General features: G+C 73.3%; 19 protein-coding genes and 1 tRNA gene. 7 read left to right on the top strand and 13 right to left on the bottom strand.

Annotated elements, in window-relative coordinates; all coding sequences use genetic code 11:
* Positions 1–21 precede the first annotated feature (21 nt).
* The gene (locus tag ACQSSQ_RS11090; RefSeq protein ID WP_431327141.1) at positions 22–768 is read left to right on the top strand and encodes an SDR family NAD(P)-dependent oxidoreductase; all 747 of its coding nucleotides are present in this window, start codon (positions 22–24) and stop codon (positions 766–768) included.
* Complete coding sequence (locus ACQSSQ_RS11095; protein WP_431327142.1) at positions 761–1,579, top strand: SGNH/GDSL hydrolase family protein; 819 nt, start codon at positions 761–763, stop codon at positions 1,577–1,579. Before ACQSSQ_RS11090 ends, ACQSSQ_RS11095 begins: the two co-directional genes overlap by 8 nt.
* On the opposite strand, the gene ACQSSQ_RS11100 is transcribed toward ACQSSQ_RS11095, so the two are convergent.
* Genes ACQSSQ_RS11100 through ACQSSQ_RS11115 form a run of 4 tightly spaced genes read right to left on the bottom strand, consistent with a single transcriptional unit; the run spans position 1,548 to position 5,310 of the window.
* A complete protein-coding gene (locus ACQSSQ_RS11100) occupies positions 1,548–2,264 on the bottom strand; it encodes a response regulator (protein ID WP_431327143.1) in 717 nt (238 codons plus the stop codon). The two genes, ACQSSQ_RS11095 and ACQSSQ_RS11100, sit on opposite strands and share 32 nt — an antisense overlap.
* Positions 2,261–3,370, bottom strand: a complete 1,110-nt coding sequence (locus ACQSSQ_RS11105; RefSeq protein ID WP_431327144.1) for a sensor histidine kinase — start codon at positions 3,368–3,370, stop codon at positions 2,261–2,263. The genes ACQSSQ_RS11100 and ACQSSQ_RS11105 overlap by 4 nt, the downstream gene beginning before the upstream one ends.
* Positions 3,371–3,430: 60 nt before the next feature.
* A complete protein-coding gene (locus tag ACQSSQ_RS11110) occupies positions 3,431–4,078 on the bottom strand; it encodes a response regulator transcription factor (protein ID WP_431327145.1) in 648 nt (215 codons plus the stop codon).
* On the bottom strand, positions 4,066–5,310 hold the full coding sequence (locus ACQSSQ_RS11115) for a sensor histidine kinase (protein WP_431327146.1): 1,245 nt from the start codon (positions 5,308–5,310) through the stop codon (positions 4,066–4,068). Before ACQSSQ_RS11115 ends, ACQSSQ_RS11110 begins: the two co-directional genes overlap by 13 nt.
* 187 nt (positions 5,311–5,497) lie before the next feature.
* Between ACQSSQ_RS11115 and ACQSSQ_RS11120 the strand changes: the two genes are divergently transcribed.
* Together ACQSSQ_RS11120 and ACQSSQ_RS11125 are read left to right on the top strand one after the other, a co-directional pair.
* Positions 5,498–6,241, top strand: a complete 744-nt coding sequence (locus ACQSSQ_RS11120) for an ABC transporter ATP-binding protein (protein WP_431327147.1) — start codon at positions 5,498–5,500, stop codon at positions 6,239–6,241.
* A 3-nt stretch (positions 6,242–6,244) separates the two neighbouring features.
* The gene (locus tag ACQSSQ_RS11125; RefSeq protein ID WP_431327148.1) at positions 6,245–8,722 is read left to right on the top strand and encodes an ABC transporter permease; all 2,478 of its coding nucleotides are present in this window, start codon (positions 6,245–6,247) and stop codon (positions 8,720–8,722) included.
* 107 nt (positions 8,723–8,829) lie between these two features.
* Here the strand turns inward: ACQSSQ_RS11125 and ACQSSQ_RS11130 are convergent.
* Positions 8,830–8,903 (bottom strand) — tRNA-Pro (locus ACQSSQ_RS11130).
* A gap of 100 nt (positions 8,904–9,003) precedes the next feature.
* Between ACQSSQ_RS11130 and ACQSSQ_RS11135 the strand changes: the two genes are divergently transcribed.
* The 3 genes from ACQSSQ_RS11135 to ACQSSQ_RS11145 all read left to right on the top strand — a co-directional run bounded on the left by ACQSSQ_RS11135 (position 9,004) and on the right by ACQSSQ_RS11145 (position 13,202).
* Positions 9,004–10,233, top strand: a complete 1,230-nt coding sequence (locus tag ACQSSQ_RS11135) for an APC family permease (protein ID WP_431327149.1) — start codon at positions 9,004–9,006, stop codon at positions 10,231–10,233.
* Between the two features lie 100 nt (positions 10,234–10,333).
* Positions 10,334–10,960 (top strand): alpha/beta fold hydrolase, encoded by a 627-nt coding sequence (locus tag ACQSSQ_RS11140; protein WP_431327150.1) that lies wholly within the window; start codon positions 10,334–10,336, stop codon positions 10,958–10,960.
* Between the two features lie 184 nt (positions 10,961–11,144).
* The gene (locus ACQSSQ_RS11145; protein ID WP_431327151.1) at positions 11,145–13,202 is read left to right on the top strand and encodes an alpha-L-rhamnosidase-related protein; all 2,058 of its coding nucleotides are present in this window, start codon (positions 11,145–11,147) and stop codon (positions 13,200–13,202) included.
* A gap of 87 nt (positions 13,203–13,289) precedes the next feature.
* Here ACQSSQ_RS11145 and der read toward each other — a convergent pair whose 3' ends face one another.
* From der to ACQSSQ_RS11185, 8 genes are all read right to left on the bottom strand, one after another.
* Positions 13,290–14,639 (bottom strand): ribosome biogenesis GTPase Der, encoded by a 1,350-nt coding sequence (der, locus tag ACQSSQ_RS11150; RefSeq protein WP_431327152.1) that lies wholly within the window; start codon positions 14,637–14,639, stop codon positions 13,290–13,292.
* Positions 14,636–15,328, bottom strand: a complete 693-nt coding sequence (gene cmk / locus ACQSSQ_RS11155) for a (d)CMP kinase (RefSeq protein ID WP_431327153.1) — start codon at positions 15,326–15,328, stop codon at positions 14,636–14,638. Before cmk ends, der begins: the two co-directional genes overlap by 4 nt.
* 98 nt (positions 15,329–15,426) lie before the next feature.
* A complete protein-coding gene (locus tag ACQSSQ_RS11160) occupies positions 15,427–16,509 on the bottom strand; it encodes a prephenate dehydrogenase (RefSeq protein WP_431327154.1) in 1,083 nt (360 codons plus the stop codon).
* Positions 16,506–17,243: a pseudouridine synthase gene (locus ACQSSQ_RS11165; RefSeq protein WP_431327155.1), complete on the bottom strand. Its 738-nt coding sequence runs from the start codon at positions 17,241–17,243 to the stop codon at positions 16,506–16,508. Before ACQSSQ_RS11165 ends, ACQSSQ_RS11160 begins: the two co-directional genes overlap by 4 nt.
* The gene (gene scpB, locus ACQSSQ_RS11170) at positions 17,240–17,941 is read right to left on the bottom strand and encodes an SMC-Scp complex subunit ScpB (protein ID WP_431327156.1); all 702 of its coding nucleotides are present in this window, start codon (positions 17,939–17,941) and stop codon (positions 17,240–17,242) included. Before scpB ends, ACQSSQ_RS11165 begins: the two co-directional genes overlap by 4 nt.
* A complete protein-coding gene (locus ACQSSQ_RS11175) occupies positions 17,928–18,830 on the bottom strand; it encodes a segregation and condensation protein A (protein WP_431327157.1) in 903 nt (300 codons plus the stop codon). Before ACQSSQ_RS11175 ends, scpB begins: the two co-directional genes overlap by 14 nt.
* Positions 18,827–19,159, bottom strand: coding sequence for a hypothetical protein (locus tag ACQSSQ_RS11180; protein WP_431327158.1), 333 nt, complete (start codon positions 19,157–19,159; stop codon positions 18,827–18,829). Before ACQSSQ_RS11180 ends, ACQSSQ_RS11175 begins: the two co-directional genes overlap by 4 nt.
* Positions 19,144–20,031 (bottom strand): ParA family protein, encoded by an 888-nt coding sequence (locus ACQSSQ_RS11185; RefSeq protein ID WP_431327159.1) that lies wholly within the window; start codon positions 20,029–20,031, stop codon positions 19,144–19,146. Before ACQSSQ_RS11185 ends, ACQSSQ_RS11180 begins: the two co-directional genes overlap by 16 nt.
* Positions 20,032–20,043 lie beyond the last annotated feature (12 nt).

The raw sequence follows: 20,043 nt of genomic DNA on the forward strand, positions 1-20,043 counted from the left end.
ACCACCGGGAAGGAGAAGCCTGTGGCCGGCACTCTCGAAGGACGCACCGCACTGATCGTCGGCGCCAACGGCGGCATCGGTGGTGCCATCGCGCACGCGCTCGGCTCGGCCGGGGCCCGGCTCGTCCTGGCCGCACGGGACACCGCACGGCTGGACCGGCTGGTCGCCCAGCTGAAGGGCGCGGGCGTGACCAGCCGCGCGATCCCCGTCGACATCACCGACGACGCCGCGGTGGGTGCCGTGGTCGAGGAGGCGGCCGACGACGGCTTCTCCATCGCGGTCAACAACGCCGGCGCCACGCACCGTCCAGCGCCGCTCGGCGATCTGGCGCTCGACGACGTCGACCGGGTTCTCCAGGTGACCCTGCGCGGCACCCTCGTGGCGTTGCGAGCCGAGCTGCCTGCCCTGCCCCAGGGCAGCAGCGTCGTGAACGTCGCCTCCACCGCCGGCATCGCCGCGGCACCCGGGATGGCCGCGTATGTCGCGGCCAAGCACGCCGTGATCGGACTGACCCGTAGTGCCGCGCTGGACTACGCGGACCGCGGCATCCGCGTGAACGCCGTCGCGCCCGGCTCGATCGTCTCCGGCGGGATCGCCGCCCAGTCCGACGAGGTCAGGCAGCAGATCGGCTCGACGGCGCCGCTCGGACGACTCGGCAGTCCCGACGAGGTGGCCGCAGCCGTCGCGTGGCTCACCTCCTCCGCCGCCTCGTACGCCACGGGTGCGGTCTTCGCCGTCGACGGCGGCAAGGGGGCTCGCGGTGCCTGAGCGTCCTGGCGTCGCGGCGGTGGCGGACCAGCTGCAGTACGTCCACCTCGAGAAGCTCTACGGCTACCTCCCCGGCATCGCCGACGCGGTGCCGGGGATCTTCGGGCTCACGCACGAGGAGTACGTCGCGGTCCGCGACCGGTTCGACGCCCAGGCACGCGCCGCGGCCGAGGAGCTGGTCGCCGACAGCGTGTTCGCCCGTCGGCTCGCGCGGCTCCCCTTCGAGCCCGGAGCCCGCGTCCTCGCGGTCGGGGACAGCATCACCGACGACCTCCAGTCGTGGGCGGAGATCCTCCGGCACGCGCTCGCGCGTACCGGACCGGACGTCACCGTGGTCAACGCCGGCCTGTCGGCCCACACGACCGCGATGGTCCTGCGCCGCTGGCCCTCGCTCCTGCACCCGGCACCCGACTGGATCGTGTGCGCGCTCGGTGGCAACGACGTCACCCGCATCGCTGGCGGCAAGCCGCAGGTCGCCCTCCCCGAGAGCGTCGCGAACCTCCGCGAGCTGCGCCGGATCGCCGCCGAACGAGCGAGCGTGCAGTGGGTCTGGCTCACGCCGGTGCCGGTCGACGAGGAGCGTGCCGGGCGCCACCCCGCGTTCCGCTTCGGGTCCAGCTCCTGGCGCAACGCCGACCTGGTCGCGCTCGCCGACGCCCTCGCTGCCGCCGTCGACGACCCCGTCGTCGACCTCGTGTCGCCCTTCGGCGTCCCCGCCGACCCGGCGCTCCAGGGTCCGGACGGCGTCCACCCCTCGCTCGCGGGGCAGCAGCAGATCGTCAGGTCCCTGGTCGCGCGGCTGTCGCCGTGACGGCGCGCCAGGCGCCTGGGGCGCCGCCGGGGCGCACGAGGCCGTGGTCGAAGGCGAAGATCACGGCAGCGGCACGGTCCCGGAGGTCGAGCTTGGTGAAGAGGTGGCCGATGTGGGTCTTGACGGTGCCTTCTCCGAGGACGAGCTCCGCGGCGATCTCGGCGTTGGACAGGCCCGCACCGATCAGGGCGAGGACGTCCTTCTCGCGCGGGGTGAGCACGTCGACCTGCGCGCCGGGAAGGATCGGCGGCGTCGCCTCCCGGTAGCCGGCCAGGACTCGGCCGGTGACGGCGGGGTCGAGCCATGCGCCGCCCGCGGCCAGTGTCCGGACGGCGCGTTGCAGGTCCTCGGCGGGTGCTCCCTTGAGCAGGAAGCCCGCCGCGCCGGCGCGCAGCGACTCCGCCAGGATGTCGTCGTCCTCGAAGGTGGTGAGCACCAGCACCGGTGGCGGGTTCTCGGAGTCGGCCAGGGCGCGGGTGGCCCTCACCCCGTCCACGCCGGGCATCCGGACGTCCATGACGACGACGGCCGGCTCGAGACGGGCGACGGCGGCGACGACGTCCGCCCCGTCCTCGAGCTCCCCGACGACGCGGAACCCGTACCGTTCCCGCAGGATGCCGCGCAGCCCGGTGCGGACGAGCTCCTGGTCGTCGACGACCAGGACGGTGACCGGTGCGACGCTCACGTCGGGAGCACCGCCTCGACCTGCCAGCCGCTGGGCACGGGCCCGGCGCTGAGCCGGCCACCGACCGTCTCGATCCGTTCGCGCATCGCCGCCAGCCCGATCCCGCCGGTGGCCGCACCGCTGGGCGTTCCACCGCTGCGGACGGTGATCGTGGTGCGAGCCGCTCCCGCGTCGATCCGCACCTGGACCGGGGCGCCGTCCCCGTGCCGTACGGCGTTGGTGAGCGACTCCTGGACGACGCGGTACGCGGCCAGGCCGCGGCTCCCGTCCAGCCTGGTCAGCGGGCCCCGCACCTCGAGAACGACCTCGGCGCCGGCCCGGCGGTACGACCGGACGAGGTCCGCGATGTCGGTCGCCGACGGCGCCGGCCGGGTCGTCGGGGAGGGGGCCGTGCGCATCAGGGACACCGCCGCGCGGACGTCGTCGAGGCTCGTCCGGGCCGCACGTTCGGCCTCCGTGAGCGAGCCGCGCGCCCGTGGCAGGTCGTCGTCGAGGGCCAGCCGCGCGCTGTCGAGGTGCAGCAGGGTCACGGTCAGGGTGTGCCCGACGAGGTCGTGCATCTCACCCGCGATGCGGTGCCGTTCCTCGGTCCGTGCGCGCTGGTCGAGCTCCGTCTGCGCGTCGCGCAGGCGCAGGACGAGCTCGCGCTGGCGCCGGGTGAAGATGAAGGCCCCTGTGCTCAGCGCCGTCCCCGCGACCCAGGTCACCCATCCGGGCTCCCGGCTGACCGTCAGCAGCTGAAGCACGAAGGTCGCGGCCAGGGCCGTCCCGGCGACGGCGGCGGTGCGCGGCGGTGACGTCCACGCGACCCACCCCGCGATGGCGCACATCGCGAACCAGCCGAGGTTGCGGGGATCGCCGTAGCAGGCGGTGGTCACCCCGGCGGCCGCCAGGGCGAGCGCCGCGAGCAGCGGCAACCCCGCGAGGTCCCGCGAGGCGGCCAGGGAGGCCACCAGGAGCACTCCCACGCCGAGAGCGACGGCGACGAGGAGCCCCCGGTGCGCCTGAGCCGCCCCGACGACCGTCAGCCCGCCGACGGCGAGGGGCGCCGAGGATGGGGAGAGGGCGCGCGTCAGCCGCGTGCCTCCCCCGATCCTTCTGTCCACGGACACTCCTCCCCGGTGTCCGTCCAGGCTAACCTGTACAGGGGTGTACGAGAAAGGGCGTCAGCTGACCTCGAGGTAGCGCAGAACGGCGGCCACCCGCCGGTCGGTGTGGTCGTCGGGCGGGAGGTCGAGCTTCATGAAGATGTTGCGGATGTGCTTGTGCACGGCGTTGTCGGTGATGTGCAGCCGTTGCGCGATGGCGTTGTTGCCCAGCCCCTCGGCCATCACCGAGAGCACCTCCTTCTCGCGGGGAGTGAGCGCCTCGAGCGGGTCCCCGGCGCGTCGCTGGGCGAACAGCTGCGCCACGACCTCGGGATCGATCGCCGTGCCGCCCTCGGCCACTCGGCGGAGCGCCTCGACGAAGGACTCGACCCGCCCGACCCGCTCCTTCAGCAGGTAGCCCACCCGTTCTGCACCGTCCGCCAGAAGATCGGTGGCAAAGCTCTGCTCCACGTACGCCGAGAGCACCAGCACCGCCAGCCCGGGATGCGCCCTGCGGGCGGCCACCGCCGCCTTGATCCCCTCGTCGGTGTGGGTCGGAGGCATCCGGACGTCGACGACCGCGATCTCAGGGCGGTGCTCGTCGACCGCGGCCAAGAACGCCTCCGGGTCGCCGGTGGCCGCGACCACGTCGAACCCCTCTCCCTGCAGCACCAGGCCGAGCCCCTCGCGCAGCAAGGTGTCGTCCTCGGCGATCACGACCCGCATGGAAGCTCCACCCTCATCTCCGTCGGCCCGCCGGGCGGGCTGCTCAGTGCGGCGCGCCCGTCGTGCGCCTCCACCCGGCCGATGATCCCGGACAGCCCCGAACCGGCGTCCGGGTCGGCTCCGCCGCTCCCGTCGTCGGCGACCCGGACGTGCAGCCGGTCGCCGATCAGGCGCACCTCGACCTCGGCATGGCGGGCATGGCTGTGCCGCGCCACGTTGGTGAGGGACTCCGCCACCACGAAGTACGCCGTAGCCTCCACGCTGGCCGGGCAGCGCACAGGGACGTCGAGGGTGACGGTGCAGGGCACCGGGCAGTCGGCGGCCAACGCACTCAGTGCCCCTTGGAGCCCTCGGTTCTCGAGCACGGGCGGCAGGATCGTCCGCACCACGGCGCGCAGCTCGGAGAGCGCGTCTTCGGCGGTGTCCTGAGCGCGGGCCAGGATCTCGTCGGCACGGCTCGGGTCGCGACCGAGCTCGCGCCGTGCGGCACCGATCAGCACCGCGAGCCCGACGATCCGGTTCTGCGACCCGTCGTGCAGGGCCCGCTCGATCCGCCGCAGCTCGACCGCGTGGGCGTCCAGGGCCGCGGCGCGGGTCGCGGTCAGCTCGGCCACGCGGCGGGTCAGGTCGGCACCGGGCCGTGGACCGAGGAGCTGCAGGCCCGGCCGGCACTGCCAGGCGAGCAGCGCGGGGGCCGCGACGAACCAGAGCCCGAAGGCGATCACGCCGATCACCGGTCCGAGCAACGCCTGCTCGTCGTTCCGGGCGGGCAGCGTCCCGTTGAGCAGCAGCTGCTCCCCCGCTCCCACGTGCTCCCACCAGAGCGGGTAGGTGAGGTCGTGCACGGTGATCAGGACCAGCTGCAGGACTGCCGCGCCGAGGATCAGTCCGAGGGTGCCGTGGACCACCAGCCAGCCCAGCTCGCGTCGCGTCACGGCATCGTCCTCAGCGCCTGCACCGAGCACGTGCGGATCGACGACGTCGTGGCCGAGGCGTCTCAGCCGGCGCCGTTCGAGGTCGGCCACCCACCGGACCGACTGCCGCGTGGGCCGGACCAGCGGCTGCCCGACCCGGAGGAACCACAGCACGCCGATCAGCAGCAGAGCCGGGATCGTGAAGAGCGCGACGAGCCCGATCCCCGCGCCGTACAGGGCGTAGCCCGTGCTGGTCACCGCGCGCCGCACGCGGACGATCACGCGGCTCGCGGGGCCCGGCTCCCTCTCCCTGGTCATCGACGCACACGCTACCGACGCCGGCACGACCGGTCGGTACAGCGTGCTGTACCGCGAGTCCACCAGCGGGCTGGATGGGATCGGACGCTCGCCGTTCCTACGGTCGTGACATGACCGATCGACACCGCCTGAGCGGCGAGCACACCCACGACCGAGCCTCTGTTCCGGCCTCGCCGAGGAGGACGCGGTGAACGCTCCGGACGCGCTGCTGATGCGCGACGTCACCAAGTCGTACGGCGCCGCGACCCCGGCCCTCGACCACGTGTCCCTGCAGGTGCCACGCGGGTCGTTCCTGGCCGTGATGGGGCCGTCCGGGTCCGGGAAGTCGACGTTGCTGCAGTGCGCCGCCGGGCTGGACACACCCACGTCGGGACAGGTCTTCATCGGCGGGCGGGAGATCTCGCGGCTGAGGGAGACCAAGCGGACCCTGATCCGGCGCGACACGATCGGTTTCGTCTTCCAGTCGTACAACCTGCTTCCCTCGCTGACCGTCGAGGAGAACATCACGCTCCCGCTGCGGCTGGCCGGCGCCGACCTCGACCGGCGGTGGATGCGCGTGGTCGTCGAGCGGATCGGCCTCGCCCCCTACCTCGGCAGGCGCCCCGCCGAGCTGTCCGGCGGCCAGCAGCAGCGCGCCGCCATCGCGCGGTCCCTCGCCGCGCGCCCGCACGTGGTCTTCGCCGACGAGCCCACCGGCGCCCTCGACCTCGCGGCCGCCGACAACGTGCTCGGGCTGCTGCGCGAGGTGGTCGACGACCTCGGGCAGACCGTGGTGATGGTGACCCACGACCCCGCCGCGGCAGCCCGGGCGCACGCGACCGTGGTTCTCGGCGACGGACGGATCAGGCAGTACCTGCCACGGCCGTCGGCCGAGGAGCTCACGCGCGAGCTCTCTCGGGCGCGCTCCACCGCTCTGGCAAGGACGGCCTGACCCGTGCCCTCGACCACCCGACGCGGCATGGCCCGCGCTCTCGCCCGAGGACATCTCGGAGCGCTCGTCGCCGTGGTGCTCGCGGTCTTCGGCGGCACCGCGATGATCACCGCGGCCACCGTCCTGGCCGAGTCCGGCATCACCGCGTCGGTGCCGCCGCACCGGCTCGCCGGTGCCGACCTCCTCGTCTCCGCACGGCAGCACGTCGAGGTCCCCGAGGACTTCGACGTCCCGCTTCCCGAACGGGTCCTCGTCCCCACGACCTTGGCCGAGCAGGTGGCCACGGCCGACGGTGTCGCCGAGGTGGCGGCCGACGTGACGGTCCCGGCGACGCTCGCCGGCGGCCTCCGCGCCGACGCGCACAGCTGGGACGTGGCCGCGCTCGACGAGCCTCCCCTCGACGGCGCGGCACCGCACGGCGACGACGAGCTCGTGCTGGACGAGGAGCTCGCCGGAGCGGCCGGTCTGCGACCCGGCGACCACGTCGAGGTCACTGTCGGCGGCGACCGCCGCACGTACCGGGTCAGTGGTGTGGTCGATGCCCCCGGCTCCGGCATCTCGCTCGACGCAGCGACCGCCGTCGGGTTGGCCGGACTGCCCGACGGCACCACGGACCTGATCGCGGTGAGGACCACCGCGGGCAGCGACGTCGCGCAGGTCGCCGCCGGGCTCGTGTCCTCCCTCGGCGACGCCTACCTGGTGAGCACCGGCGTCGACCGCGGGGGTGTGGAACGGGTCGAGGCCGCCGCGGCCCGCGGGGAGCTGCTCGAGCTGGCCGGGTCGCTGGCCGGGACGCTGCTGCTCCTGGTCGGCTGCATCACCGCCGGCGCACTGGCGATCTCGGCGCGCAACCAGCGTCGCGATCTCGCGTTGCTGCGCGCCGTCGGCGCCACGCCGCGACAGGTCAGGCGGCTGATCGCCCAGCAGGCGACGGGGGCCGCGCTGATCGGTCTGGCTCCCGGGATCGCGCTCGGCTACCCGCTGGCGCACCGCTTCGCCGACGCCCTCACCGAGGCCGGGATGCTCAGCGCCGACCTTCGCCTCGCCACGACGCCGTACGCCGCGCTGATCGTCACCGCGCTCACCGTGCTCGTCGTGCAGCTGGCGGCGCGCGGTGCGGCGATGCGTCCGTCCCGGATGCCGTCGACCGAGGCGATGGCCGAGTCCGAGGTCGAGCCGCGCGAGCCGTCCCGCGTCCGCACCGTGATCGGGCTGGTGGTGATCGCGGCGGCGCTGGGCCAGACCGTGCTGCCGCTCTTCGTCCGCGGGGAGGCGGCGTTCCTCTCCGCGGCGACCGGGACGTTGGTCGCGGTCATCGGCCTGGCGCTGTCCGGCCCCGGCATCGCGCGCGCCGTCACCGACCGGTTGGCCGCCAGCCGGTGGGGGGACGGGACCTCTCGCCGCGTCCACGTGCCGACGTGGCTGGCGGTCCACAACACCCGCTCGTACGCCGTCCGAACGGCCGGGGCGGTGACGGTGCTGGCCCTGGCGATCGGCCTGACGATCACTCAGTTCTACGCCCTCTCCACGCTGGCGCGGGTCGTCGCCGACGACGTGGCGCACGGGCTGGTCGCGGATGCGACGGTGACAGGCCAGGTCTCCCGGGCCGACGTCGCCGACCTGTCCTCGACGCCCGGGGTCGAGGCGGTGGTCCCGATGGTGAGGACCACGGTGCTGCGCACCTCCGACCTCCTCGGCGACCCGACCACCGAGTCGTACGGCGCGCTCGGCCTGGGCCCGCACGCCGACCGGGTCGTCGACCTCGGGGTGGATGACGGCACGCTGGCCGACCTGGTCGGCGACACCGTCGCCCTCGACGTCTCGGCCGCCCGGAGCTGGGATGTGAAGGTCGGCGACCGCGTGGACCTGGTCCTCGGCAACGGGGCGCAGGTACGTCCCCGAGTCGTCGCCACGTACCGGCGCGGTCTCGGCTTCGGCACGGTCACCGCCTCGACGGACCTGCTCGCCGCGCACGGCGCCGTCCGTTCCGTCGACACCCTCCTCGTCGCCGGTGACCGCGGGGCGGTGACGCGCTGGGCCGCTCCCCGCCAGCGGGTCTCTGTCGGGTCCGAGACGGCGCTCGGTGACGAGGAGAGCGCGTCGCTCGAGCGGTGGATCAACCTGCTCGTGCTCCTGCCGATGCTCGGCTACGTCCTGGTCGCCGCGGCGAACAGCCTGGTCGCCGCGACGATGCAACGGCGCGGCGAGTTCTCGGCACTGAGGATGGCCGGCGCCACCCCGCGCCAGATCAAGGCGATGGTGACGCGCGAGGCGGCCGTCCTCGCGGGCCTCGCGGTCGCTACCGGGTTCGTGCTGTCGGTGCTGCCGATGTCCCTGCTGGGGCTCGGCCTCCTGGGCAGTCCCGTCCCCCAGGGGCCGTGGTGGGTGGCGCCCGGCATCGCGGCCCTCGCTTCCGCGATCGCGCTCGGCTCGATGCGAGGGGCGGCGCGGCGGCTGCTCGCCCGGCCGCCGCTCGGCTGAGCGTCGCCTCGTCCGGGGTCTTGGCGAGGGGGCGTCTGCGGCCCCCCAACGCGCAGAGGCTGCTCCCGAGCTCCTCGGAAACAGCCTCTGACGTGCAGCTACTTCGGTCGGGCTGACAGGATTTGAACCTGCGACCCCTTGACCCCCAGTCAAGTGCGCTACCAAGCTGCGCCACAGCCCGAAGCCCGGAGAAACCGCCTCCGAACCTGCGAAGCAACCCTAGCAGCCACCGTTCACGGGACCGTCACCGCCATGCCCGTTCCGTGTGGTCGGATGGGGCCGTGGAGGACGCGACGCTCGACCGCAGGCTCGGTGTCCGCGACGCCGTCGGCATCGGCCTCGCCGCGATGGTCGGTGCCGGCATCTTCGCGGCCCTCTCTCCCGCTGCGGAGGCGGCCGGGGAGGCCCTGCTGGTCTCCCTCGCGCTCGCCGCCGCTGTCGCGTACGCCAACGCCACGTCGTCCGCCCGTCTCGCCATGCGCTACCCGGAGTCGGGTGGCACGTACGTGTACGGGCGCGAGCGCCTCGGGCCGTTCTGGGGCTACCTCGCGGGCTGGGGGTTCGTCGTCGGGAAGACCGCGTCGTGCGCGGCGATGGCGCTCACCGTCGGCGCGTACGCGTGGCCGGAGCATGCCCGCCCCGTCGCCGTGGCGGTCGTCCTCGCCGTCACGGTCGTGGACGCGCTCGGCGTCCAGCGGTCGTCGGCCGTCGCGCAGGTCGTCGTGGCCGTGGTCCTCCTCGTGCTCGCCGTCGTCGTGGCCGTCTGCCTCGCCGGCGAGGCCGCCGACCCCGGCGCGCCGGGGTACGAGGGCGCGACCGTCTCCGGCGTTCTCCAAGGCGCCGGCCTGCTGTTCTTCGCCTTCGCCGGATACGCGCGGATCGCCACCCTCGGTGAGGAGGTGCGCGACCCCGTCCGCACCCTCGGTCGCGCGGTCCCCCTCGCGCTCGGCGTCGCGGTCGTCACCTATGCCGCCGTGGCGTACGCGGCGCTCGCGGTCCTCGGCGCGGAGGGGCTCGCCGCGGCCACGGACCCGCTGGCCGCGGCGGTCGAGGCGGCCGGCGCGCCCGCTCTCGTGCCGGTGGTCCGCGTCACGGCCTGCGTCGCCGCCGCGGGCTCGCTGCTCGCTCTCGTGCTCGGCATCTCGCGCACCGTGCTCGCGATGTCGCGCGACGGCCACCTCCCGCGCACCCTCTCGGCGGTGCACCCCCGCGCCCGCGTCCCCCACCACGCGACGGTGGCGGTGGGCGCCGTGGTCGCGGTGCTCGCGGCCACGACCGACCTGCGGGGCGCGATCGGCTTCTCCTCGTTCGGCGTGCTGGTCTACTACGCCATCGCCAACGCGTCGGCTCTGACGCTCGGGCGGGACGAGCGTCGCCCGCCGCGGCTCCTCGCGGGGTTCGGACTCGCCGGCTGCCTCGCGCTCGCGTTCGCGCTCCCGCTCGTGTCGGTTCTCACCGGCGCCGCCGTCCTCGCCGTCGGAGCGGCGGTCTACCTCGTACGACGCCGCTGACGGCGGAAGGCCACCCTCGGCGACTCCTCCGGGGTACGCCGCGAGCGGAACCCGGCCGATGGCGGTTCCGCCCGCGGCGTCCTCCGCGTACGGTCGGCCCATGCCTGTCCCGCTGGTGCTGCTCCCCGCCCTCGGCGAGACCCGCGCCGACTGGGACCGCGTCCTCCCCGCGCTCTCCGAGAGGCGCGAGGTGCACCCGATCGACCTCCGCGGTCACGGTGAGGCACCCTGGGAGCCGCCCTACACCTTCGCCCGGATGCGTGACGACGTCCTCGGCACGCTCGACGCGCTCGGGCTCGACCAGGTCGACCTCGTCGGCCACTCGCTCGGCGGCGCGATCGCGTGCCGCGTCACCGCGACCCGTCCCGACCGGGTGCGCCGTCTCGTGCTCGAGGACGTCGGCGCGCTGCGTCCTCGCACGCCGTCCACCCCGCGGCGCCCCGACGGGCCGCTGCCGTTCGACTGGGACATGGTGCTCGCCGTACGACGTCAGATCGACTCCCCCGATCCCGCATGGCGCGACGACCTCGCCGACATCACGGCACCGACGCTCGTCCTCGCGGGCGGGCCGACCAGCCATGTCCCGGACGAGTCGATCGACGAGCTCGTCGAGCGCGTGCCCGACGCCCGGCGCGTCACGATCCCGGTCGGACACCTGATCCACGCCGACGCGCCCGAGGCGTGGCTCGCGGCGGTTCTCCCGTTCCTGGACGCACCTCGTCGCTGACGCGGGAGCGCCTCGTCGCTGACGCGACCGCGCCATGGCCGCATCCGGCCACAGATCTTCCCCGTGATGCGGGTCACTTGTACGGTGGCTGCCGAATGAAACGTTTCATCCGGATCACCCACCCTCCCCGGAGCGGCCGCCGCACCCCCGCGGCCTGCGTCGCTCCGCCTGACCGGAAGGCACCATGCATTCCTCTTCACGACGCTCCCGCCGGACCACGGTCGCGGTCGCCGCGCTCGCCGTCTCGGCGCTCGGGCTCTGCCTGAGCTCCCCCGCCGCGTCCGCGCCCGAGCAGGGAGCCGCCGTCGACCAGCCGTGGGAGAAGTACGTCCTCGCACCGGAGTCGCGTACCGTCCGGGCCGACGCCGTGTACACGTCCACCGGCGCCGTCCAGAACGCAGAGGGCGCGTTCGGCGACGGGGCGATGGTCCTCGGCCAGGGCTCGCAGGTCACCCTCGACTTCGGGGTCAACATCGCGGGCCTCCTCAACCTCGACTTCGGCGCCGTGTCCGGCTCCCCCGCGCGCGTCGGCATCGCGTTCTCGGAGACCACGAAGTACGTCGGCCGCGAGTCCGAGGCGTCCACCGGCGGCCCGCGCGGACGCGACGGCACCGTCTGGGTCGACGCCCAGGCGGACGGCTCGTGGTCGGCACCGAAGGAGCTCCTGCGCGGCGCGTTCCGCTACGTGACGCTCTTCGTCGACGACGCAGCGTCGGTCGCCATCGACGACGTGGTCGTGGACTACACCGCCGCACCGCTCATGGAGGACCTGCGGGACTACCAGAACCACTTCTACTCGTCCTCGGACCTTCTCAACCGGCTCTGGTACGCCGGCGCGTACACGACGCAGATCAACACCATCGACCCGACGACCGGCCGCAGCTGGCCGGCGCCCGGCGCGCTGTGGGACAACAGCGCGGTGACCGGCGTCGGCGCGTCGATCCTCGTCGACGGGGCGAAGCGCGACCGCACCGTGTGGCCGGGTGACCTCGGCATCTCGCAGGGCACGGCGTTCGTGTCGACCGGTGACACGACCTCGGTCCGCAACTCGATCATGACCGCCTACGCGAACCAGAAGGCCACCGGCGAGCTCCCGTACGCCGGACCCGAGCTGAGCTTCTACCGCTCGGACACGTACCACATGTGGACCCTGCTGGCGACGGCCGAGAACTACGAGAACACTGCCGACCTCGCCTGGGTGAAGCAGGTGTGGCCGAAGTACACCGCCGGCCTGGACTACATCCGCGCCAAGAAGAGCGACCGCGGGCTGCTGTTCATCGACGAGACCAACGACACGACCCACGAGTCACGGATCCCCGACGGCGAGGAGTCGATGGCGAACGTCATGTACTGGCGCCTGCTCGGGACCGGGGCGACCCTGGCCGACCGCGTCGGCGACAGCGCCCTCGCCGCCGAGCTGCGGGCCGAGGCGGAGACGGTCGCGACCGCGATCGAGACCTACCTCTGGGACGACGAGGCCGGGGCGCTCGCCTGGTACCCCGACCGCCGCGACGTCCACCCGCAGAGCGCGAACTCCCTCGCCGTCTGGTGGGGACTCCTCGACGAGGCCCGCGCCGACCGCGCGATGGAGCAGCTGCGCACGACCAACTGGGTCGAGCGGGGCGCCCGCACCCCCGAGCGCGACGACGACCTGCAGCTGCTCTTCGGCTCCTTCGAGCTCCAGGCGCAGCTCGCGGCGGGCGACCCGGAGGCCCAGGAGGCCGCCGTCGACCTCATGGAGCGGCAGTGGGGCTGGATGCTGGAGAGCCCGCAGGGACCCCAGAGCACGTTCTGGGAGTCGCTGCGGGAGTCCGGTGAGGTCGTGAGCTCGTACCAGTCGTACGCCCACGGCTGGTCGACCGGCCCGACCCGCGCGCTGACCGAGCAGGTGCTCGGCATCCAGCCCACCGAGGGCGGCGCACGGTGGGAGGTCGACCCGCACACCGCGGGCCTGCGGCACGCCGAAGGACGCCTCGTCACGGCCGAGGGTCCGATCGACGTCTCGTGGACCGACACCGACAAGAGTCTGACGATCCGGTTCACCGCCCCGGAGGGCACCGAGGGCTCCGTCGGTGTCCCGGTGGACGGCAAGCACGTGCTGGTCCAGCTCGACGGCAAGGTCGTCTGGAACAGCAGCAACGGCAAGGCGTACGGCCACCCCGTGCGCCGCACCGGCGAGCGGGTGTACATCGACGGCGTCGACGGCGGGAGCCACACCGTGGTCGTCCGTACCGTCAGCTGAGTCGGGACCCGACCAGAGGACCCGGCGTCCCCACCACGATCTGGTGGGGAGGCCGGGTCCTTCTGTCGGGACGGGTACGCGGACGCGTCAGCGGCGCTTGCGCTTCTCCCGGACGCGCTGGGTCAGGTGGATCGGAGACCCCTCGAACCCGAACTCCTCGCGCAGCCGGCGCTCGACGAACCGCAGGTACTGGTCCTCGAGCTTGCCCGAGGTGAACAGCACGAACGTCGGCGGTGCCACGCTCGCCTGGGTGCCGAACAGGATCTTGGGCTGCTTGCCGCTGCGCACGGGGTGCGGGTGCTCGGCCACGAGCCGGCCGAGGAACGTGTTGAGGAGACCGGTCGGCACGCGGGTGTACCAGCCGTCGAGCGCGGTGTTGAGCGCACGCACTATGCGGTCGACGTGCCAGCCGGTCAGCGCCGTGATGTTCACCCGCGGAGCCCACTGCACCTGGACGAGCTCGCGGGTGATCTCGCGGTCGAGGTAGTAGCGCCGCTCGTCGTCGACGAGGTCCCACTTGTTGAACGCGATGACGAGCGCACGGCCCGCCTCCTCGACCTGGCGGATGATCCGCAGGTCCTGCTCGGAGATCGGCTCGCTGGAGTCCAGGACGACCACGGCCACCTCGGCACGCTCGATCGCCGTCGTCGTGCGCAGGCTCGCGTAGTACTCGTGCCCCGACGCCTCCTTCACCCGGCGGCGGATGCCCGCGGTGTCGATGAAGCGCCACACCTCCCCGCCGAGCTCGACCAGCTCGTCGACCGGGTCGACGGTCGTGCCCGCGACGCTGTCCACGACCACACGCTCGGAGCCGGCGAGCTTGTTGAGGAGGCTCGACTTGCCGGCGTTGGGCTTGCCGACCAGCGCGACGCGGTGCGGTCCCTCGTCCTCGTCGTCGGTCTCCTCGGGGGCTTCGGGGAGCACGTCGAGGATGATGTCGAGCAGGTCGCCGGCCCCGCGCCCGTGCAGCGCCGAGACGGGGAACGGCTCGCCGAGACCGAGGTTCCACAGGGACGCGGCCTCGAGCTCGCCGCGCTCGTCGTCGACCTTGTTGGCGACCAGGACGACCGGCTTCCCCGAGCGCCGCAGGACCTTGACGACCTCCTCGTCGGCGTCGGTGATGCCCACCGTGGCGTCGACGACGAACAGCACGGCGTCGGCGGCGGCCACGGCGACCTCGGCCTGGGCGGCGATGCGCTCGGCGAGACCCTTCGCGTCCGGGTCCCAGCCGCCGGTGTCGACCACGGTGAACTCGCGGCCGTTCCACTCCGCGTCGTAGGAGACACGGTCCCGGGTCACGCCGGGCACGTCCTGGACGACCGCCTCACGGCGCCCCAGGATGCGGTTGACGAGCGTGGACTTGCCGACGTTGGGTCGGCCGACCACGGCGAGGACGGGGACGCGCCCACCACCGGTCTCGTTGAGGGGGTCGGTCATGGGGTGCTTCCTCCGAGATCGGGAACGGCCTTCGTGGCGAGGCGAACGACCTCGTCGATGACCTCGTCGAGCGTCAGGTGGGTGGTGTCGAGCTCGATCGCGTCGTCGGCCTTCGCCAGCGGCGACGCCGTACGGGACGAGTCGATGGCGTCGCGGCGCTGCAGCGACGCCGCGGTCGCCTCGACGTGGGCAGCCTCGTCCTGGCCCTGCTCCGCGGCACGACGCGCGGCGCGGGCGGCCGTGTCGGCCACGAGGAAGATCTTCAGCGGCGCGTGCGGCGCGACGACGGTGCCGATGTCGCGGCCCTCGAGCACGATCCCGCGCGAGGCGGCGATCGTCTCGCGCTGCAGCGCGACGAGCCGGGAACGCACCTCCGGCACGCGGCTCACCTGGCTGACGGCGTCGGTGACGGCCTGGCCGCGGATCGGTCCGGAGACGTCGACGCCGTCCGCGGCGATCGTGGGCGCCTGCGGGTCCGTCCCGGAGGTGATCGTGACCTCCGCCGCGGCAGCGGCGACGGCGGCGGCGTCCTCCACGTCGACCCCGCGCTCCAGGACCGCCCACGTCATCGCGCGGTACATCGCTCCGGTGTCGAGGTAGGCCAGACCGAGACGCGTCGCCACGCCTCGCGCCGTGCTCGACTTGCCCGACCCGGAGGGGCCGTCGAGAGCGATGACAACAGGGGGCACGGGGCCAACCTTCCTCACAGGCGTCGCGACCTCGGTCGCGGACGGTTCTCTTGGCGGTCGTTCTCTAGCAGGGCAGTGCCCTCAGCGGGCGTCTCTCATCACAGGTACGCGGTCCAGCCACGCTCGGTGAGCGCGTCCGCGAGCTCGACGGCGCGCTCGGAGCGCACCGCGATCTCGGCGACACCGACCGGTCGGCCGAGGTCGTGGTCGATCCGCAGATCCTCGATGTTCACCCCCGATTGTCCCGTATCGCGGAAAAGACGCCCCAGCTCGCCCGGCTGGTCGGGCACCTGGACGAACACGGTGGCCAGCGCAGCGGTCCGCTCCTCGCCGTGCTTGCCCGGGATCAGCTGCGTCCCGGAGACCCCGCGACCCAGCACGTCCTCGATGACCTGGCGGCGCTCGATGCCGTCCAGGAGCTCGTCGAGGTCGTCGCGGACGCCCCGCAGCAGCTCCACGAGAGGCAGCCGGTTCGCGTAGAGGATCTGGCGCCACAGGGCCGGATCGCTGCCGGCGATCCGCGTCACGTCCCGGAGTCCCTGGCCGGCGAGCGCCAGGTGGTCGGTGGGGCCGCCGTGCAGCCGCGCGGCGGTCAGGACGGACATCACCTGCGGCAGGTGGGAGACGCGCGCGACCGCGACGTCGTGCTCGTCCGGAGGCATCTCGACGAGGGTCGCCCCCGCCGTACGCGCGAGGTCGCGCACCCGTTCGAGCGCGAGCTCGGAGACCGCGGCGTGCGGCGTGATCGCCCAGGCGCGGCCCTCGAAGAGGTTGTCCGAGGCGGCGGTCGGGCCCGACCGCTCGCTGCCGGCCATGGGGTGGCTCCCGAGATAGCGCTCCAGGCCCTCGGTGCCCGCCGCGGCCAGCGCCTGCAGCGGCGGCAGCTTGACGCTCGCGACGTCGGTCACGATCGCGTCCGGCCACTCCCCCAGCGCGTCCGCCACGACCTCGGCCACGTAGTCCGGCGGCACCGCGACGACCACGAGCGCGGCCGCCTCCGGCTTCGCGAGAGTGCCCGCACCGAGCATCTCGGCGGTGCGGGCGTGCTCGGGATTGGCGTCGCGCAGGTGCACGTCGGCGCCCGCACGGGTGAGCGCGAGCGCCACGGAGGTGCCGACGAGCCCGCACCCGACCACGAGGACGGGGCCGGGGAACGGGCGGGACTGCGGGGCGGAGCTCACAGGTCCACGCTATCCAACAGCACCCCGAGCTCGTCCGACGTGAGGTCGCGCAGCTCGCCGGGCTTCATCCCGCCCAGGTGGATCCCTCCGAAGGCGGTCCGGGTGAGGCGTACGACGGGGTGGCCGACCGCGTCGAGCATCCGCCGCACGATCCGGTTGCGGCCGAGGTGGATGTCGAGCTCGACGATGCTCCGGTCGGCCGACGTCTGCTTCACGACGAAGCGGTCCACGCTGACCGGCCCGTCGTCGAGGACGATCCCGTCCCGCAGGCGCCGCCCGAGCCCTCGCGCGACCTGACCCTCGACCTCGGCGACGTAGGTCTTGGTGATCTCGAACGACGGGTGCGCCATGCGGTTCGCGAACTCGCCGTCGTTGGTGAGCAGCAGCAGCCCGCTCGTGTCGGTGTCGAGGCGCCCGACGTGGAAGAGCCGCTCCGGGCGGTCGGCGACGTACGACGAGAGGTCGCTGCGCCCGCGCTCGTCGCTCATGGTCGAGACGACGCCGCGCGGCTTGTTGAGGACGAGGTAGACGTGGTCGGACGGCGGCGGGATCCGCTTGCCGTCGACGTGGATCACGTCGGACTCCGGGTGGACCCGCAGCCCCATCTGGGTGACGACCTCGCCGTTGACCGTGACGCGCCCGCTGGCCATCAGCTCCTCGCTGGCGCGCCGCGACCCGAGCCCGGCCTGGGCGAGGACCTTCTGGAGCCGGATGCCGTCGGGGTGCTCGGTCATGCCTGCTCCCCGCGGGGGTCTTCGTGCTCGGTGCCCTCGGGCTGCTCCGCGACCGCCTCGGACCGGGGCACCTCACGACCGAGGCTCTCCGGGTCGTCCATGTCGTCCATCTCCGGGAGGAACGGCGCGAGGTCGGGCAGCTCGTCGAGGCTGGACAGGCCCATGCGCTCGAGGAAGTACGGCGTGGTCGCGTACAGGATGGCGCCCGTCTCGACGTCCGCCCCCGCCTCCGCGACGAGGCCGCGCGTCACCAGCGTGCGCATCACCCCGTCGACGTTGACTCCCCGGATCGCGGACACGCGTGCGCGCGAGACCGGCTGCCGGTAGGCCACGACGGCCATCGTCTCCAGCGCCGCCTGCGTCAGCCGGGCCTGCTGCCCCTCGAGCACGAACCGCTCCACCGCCCCGGCGTACTCGGCGCGCGTGTAGAAGCGCCAGCCGCCGGCGACCTGGCGCAGCTCGAACCCACGGTCCTCGTCGTCGTACGACCGGGCCAGCTCGACGAGGGCGACCTCGACGTCGGCCGGAGGGTGCCCCACGGCGGACGCGAGCATCACGTGGTCGAGCGGCTGGTCGGCGACCATGAGAACGGCCTCGAGGGCGGGGCGCACGGGGTACGAGACGAGGTCCTCCGCTCCCTCGGGAGCCGACGCGGGCTCCGCTGCAGGGCTCTCGCCGGTCGGCTCACTGTCGCTCATCGTCACTCTCCGTCTCCTCCGGCACGGCGATCTGGTCCTCGTCGAACTCGGCGCTCACCTCCACGTCGCCCTCCTCCGTGCCCGTCCAGCGGATCGTCAGCTCCCCGAGGGGCGTGACCTGGTCGAACGCGACCACGCTCTCCCGGAACAGCTCGAGCAGGGCGAGGAACCGCGCGACCTTCGTCAGCGTGTCGGGGGCGTCGGCGACCAGCGTACGGAACGTGATCGACGTCCCGCGCCGCAGCCGCTCCACCACCACGACCGCCTGGTCCCGGACGCTGACCTGCGGCGCGTGCAGGTGCGTCAGGGAGAGGACCGGCGGCGCCTTCGGCTGCATCGCCTTCGCGGCCAGCACGGCGAGCTCCTCCGGTCCGACGCTGATCAGGACCTCCGGCAGGAGCGTCGCGAAGCGCGGCTCCAGCGCGACCGAGCGCGGGTAGCGCCGCGACTCGTCCGCGAGGCGCTCCTGCATGCGGGCGGCGACCTGCTTGAACGCGCGGTACTGCAGGAGCCGCGCGAAGAGCAGGTCCCGCGCCTCCAGCAGCGCCAGGTCCTCCTCGTCCTCGACGTCGGTCTGCGGCAGGAGGCGCGCCGCCTTGAGGTCGAGCAGGGTGGACGCCACCAGCAGGAACTCCGTGGTCTGCTCGAGGTCGCCCTCGGGACCCATCGCCTTGAGGTGCGCGATGAACTCGACGGTGACCTTCGAGAGCGCGATCTCGGTGATGTCGAGCTTGTGCTTGGCGATCAGCTGGAGCAGGAGGTCGAACGGGCCCTCGTACGCGTCGAGGTGGACCACGAACCCGCCGGGCTGTCCCTCGCCCTCGCTCGTGACCGCCCCGCCGGGCGCCTCGTCGACCCCGGCACCGCCGTCGGCGACGGGTTCCGTCACGACGCCCCGAGCCGTCGTGCCAGCTCGCCGTCGACGCCGTTCTCGGCGTACTCGGCCAGCGCCATCGCGACCGCCTCGCGGATCAGCCGCCCCCGGTCGAGCGTCTGCCCCAGGTCGCGCCGCAGCTCGAGGCGGGCGTGCTCGAGGTCGAGGAGCTCGTCGGAGTTCATGTAGACGGTCACCTTGCTGTCGTGCTTCACCCGCCCGCTGGGGCGAGCCGCGCGCTCCGCCGCGGGCGCCTCGGCCGCGGCAGCCGCGTCCGCGCCCTCGGGGGCGGTGGTTGGTCGGAACAGCTCGTCGGCGCCAGGCAGTCTCACACGCCGGGGCACCGGACGAGCACCTCCCGAGCAAGCTGGCGATAGGCGTCGGCACCCTTGGAGTCGGGTGCGAAGTCGGTGATCGGCTCCCCCGCCACCGTGGCGTCGGAGAACTTCACCGTACGGCGGATGACGGTGTGGAAGACCTTGTCGCCCCACCCGTCGACCAGCGTCTGCAGGACCTCACGGCTGTGCAGCGTCCGGCTGTCGTACATCGTGCCGAGCAGGCCGATGATCTCGAGGTCGAAGTTGGTGCGCTGGCGGACCTTCTCGATCGTCTCCTTGAGCAGGGCTACGCCGCGCAGCGCGAAGTACTCGCACTCCAGCGGGATCAGCACGCCGTCGGCCGCGGTCAGCGCGTTCACGGCGAGCAGGCCGAGGGACGGCTGGCAGTCGATGAGGATGACGTCGTAGTCGTTGAGGACCGGACGCAGCATGCGCGCCAGCGTCTGCTCGCGGCCGACCTCGTGGACCAGGTGCATCTCGGCGCCGGACAGGTCGATGCTCGACGGCAGCAGGTGCAGGTTGGTGGTCCGGGTCTTGAGCAGCACGTCGGACACGTCGACGTCGTCGTGCATCAGCAGGTGGTAGACGGTCGCGTCGAGGTCGTGCGCGGGGAATCCGAGCCCGACGGTCAGCGACGCCTGCGGGTCGAAGTCGACCAGGAGGACGCGGCGCCCGGCCTCGGCAAGGGCGGCACCCAGGTTGATCGTGGTCGTGGTCTTGCCGACGCCGCCCTTCTGGTTGCAGAGGGCGATGACGTACGCAGGGCCCCCGCTGGGAGGCCTCGGAGCTGGAAACTCCGGCAAGGGGCGGCCGGTCGGGCCGATCTCGGCGCCGGCCGACGGTCCGAGCTCGCCGAGCAGATCGCTGTGGTGGTTCATGCGCTCTCGATC

This window comes from Mumia spirodelae, from assembly GCF_050632745.1.
Lineage (GTDB): Bacteria > Actinomycetota > Actinomycetes > Propionibacteriales > Nocardioidaceae > Mumia.

Excerpts from the sequence above, each read along its gene's own strand:
- ACQSSQ_RS11110 (WP_431327145.1), bottom strand. The coding sequence starts at position 4,078 with ATGCGGGTCGTGATCGCCGAGGACGACACCTTGCTGCGCGAGGGGCTC.
- ACQSSQ_RS11115 (WP_431327146.1), bottom strand. The coding sequence starts at position 5,310 with ATGACCAGGGAGAGGGAGCCGGGCCCCGCGAGCCGCGTGATCGTCCGC.
- ACQSSQ_RS11140 (WP_431327150.1), top strand. The coding sequence starts at position 10,334 with ATGCCTGTCCCGCTGGTGCTGCTCCCCGCCCTCGGCGAGACCCGCGCC.
- ACQSSQ_RS11145 (WP_431327151.1), top strand. The coding sequence starts at position 11,145 with ATGCATTCCTCTTCACGACGCTCCCGCCGGACCACGGTCGCGGTCGCC.
- der (WP_431327152.1), bottom strand. The coding sequence starts at position 14,639 with ATGACCGACCCCCTCAACGAGACCGGTGGTGGGCGCGTCCCCGTCCTC.
- ACQSSQ_RS11165 (WP_431327155.1), bottom strand. The coding sequence starts at position 17,243 with ATGACCGAGCACCCCGACGGCATCCGGCTCCAGAAGGTCCTCGCCCAG.
- scpB (WP_431327156.1), bottom strand. The coding sequence starts at position 17,941 with ATGAGCGACAGTGAGCCGACCGGCGAGAGCCCTGCAGCGGAGCCCGCG.
- ACQSSQ_RS11185 (WP_431327159.1), bottom strand. The coding sequence starts at position 20,031 with ATGAACCACCACAGCGATCTGCTCGGCGAGCTCGGACCGTCGGCCGGC.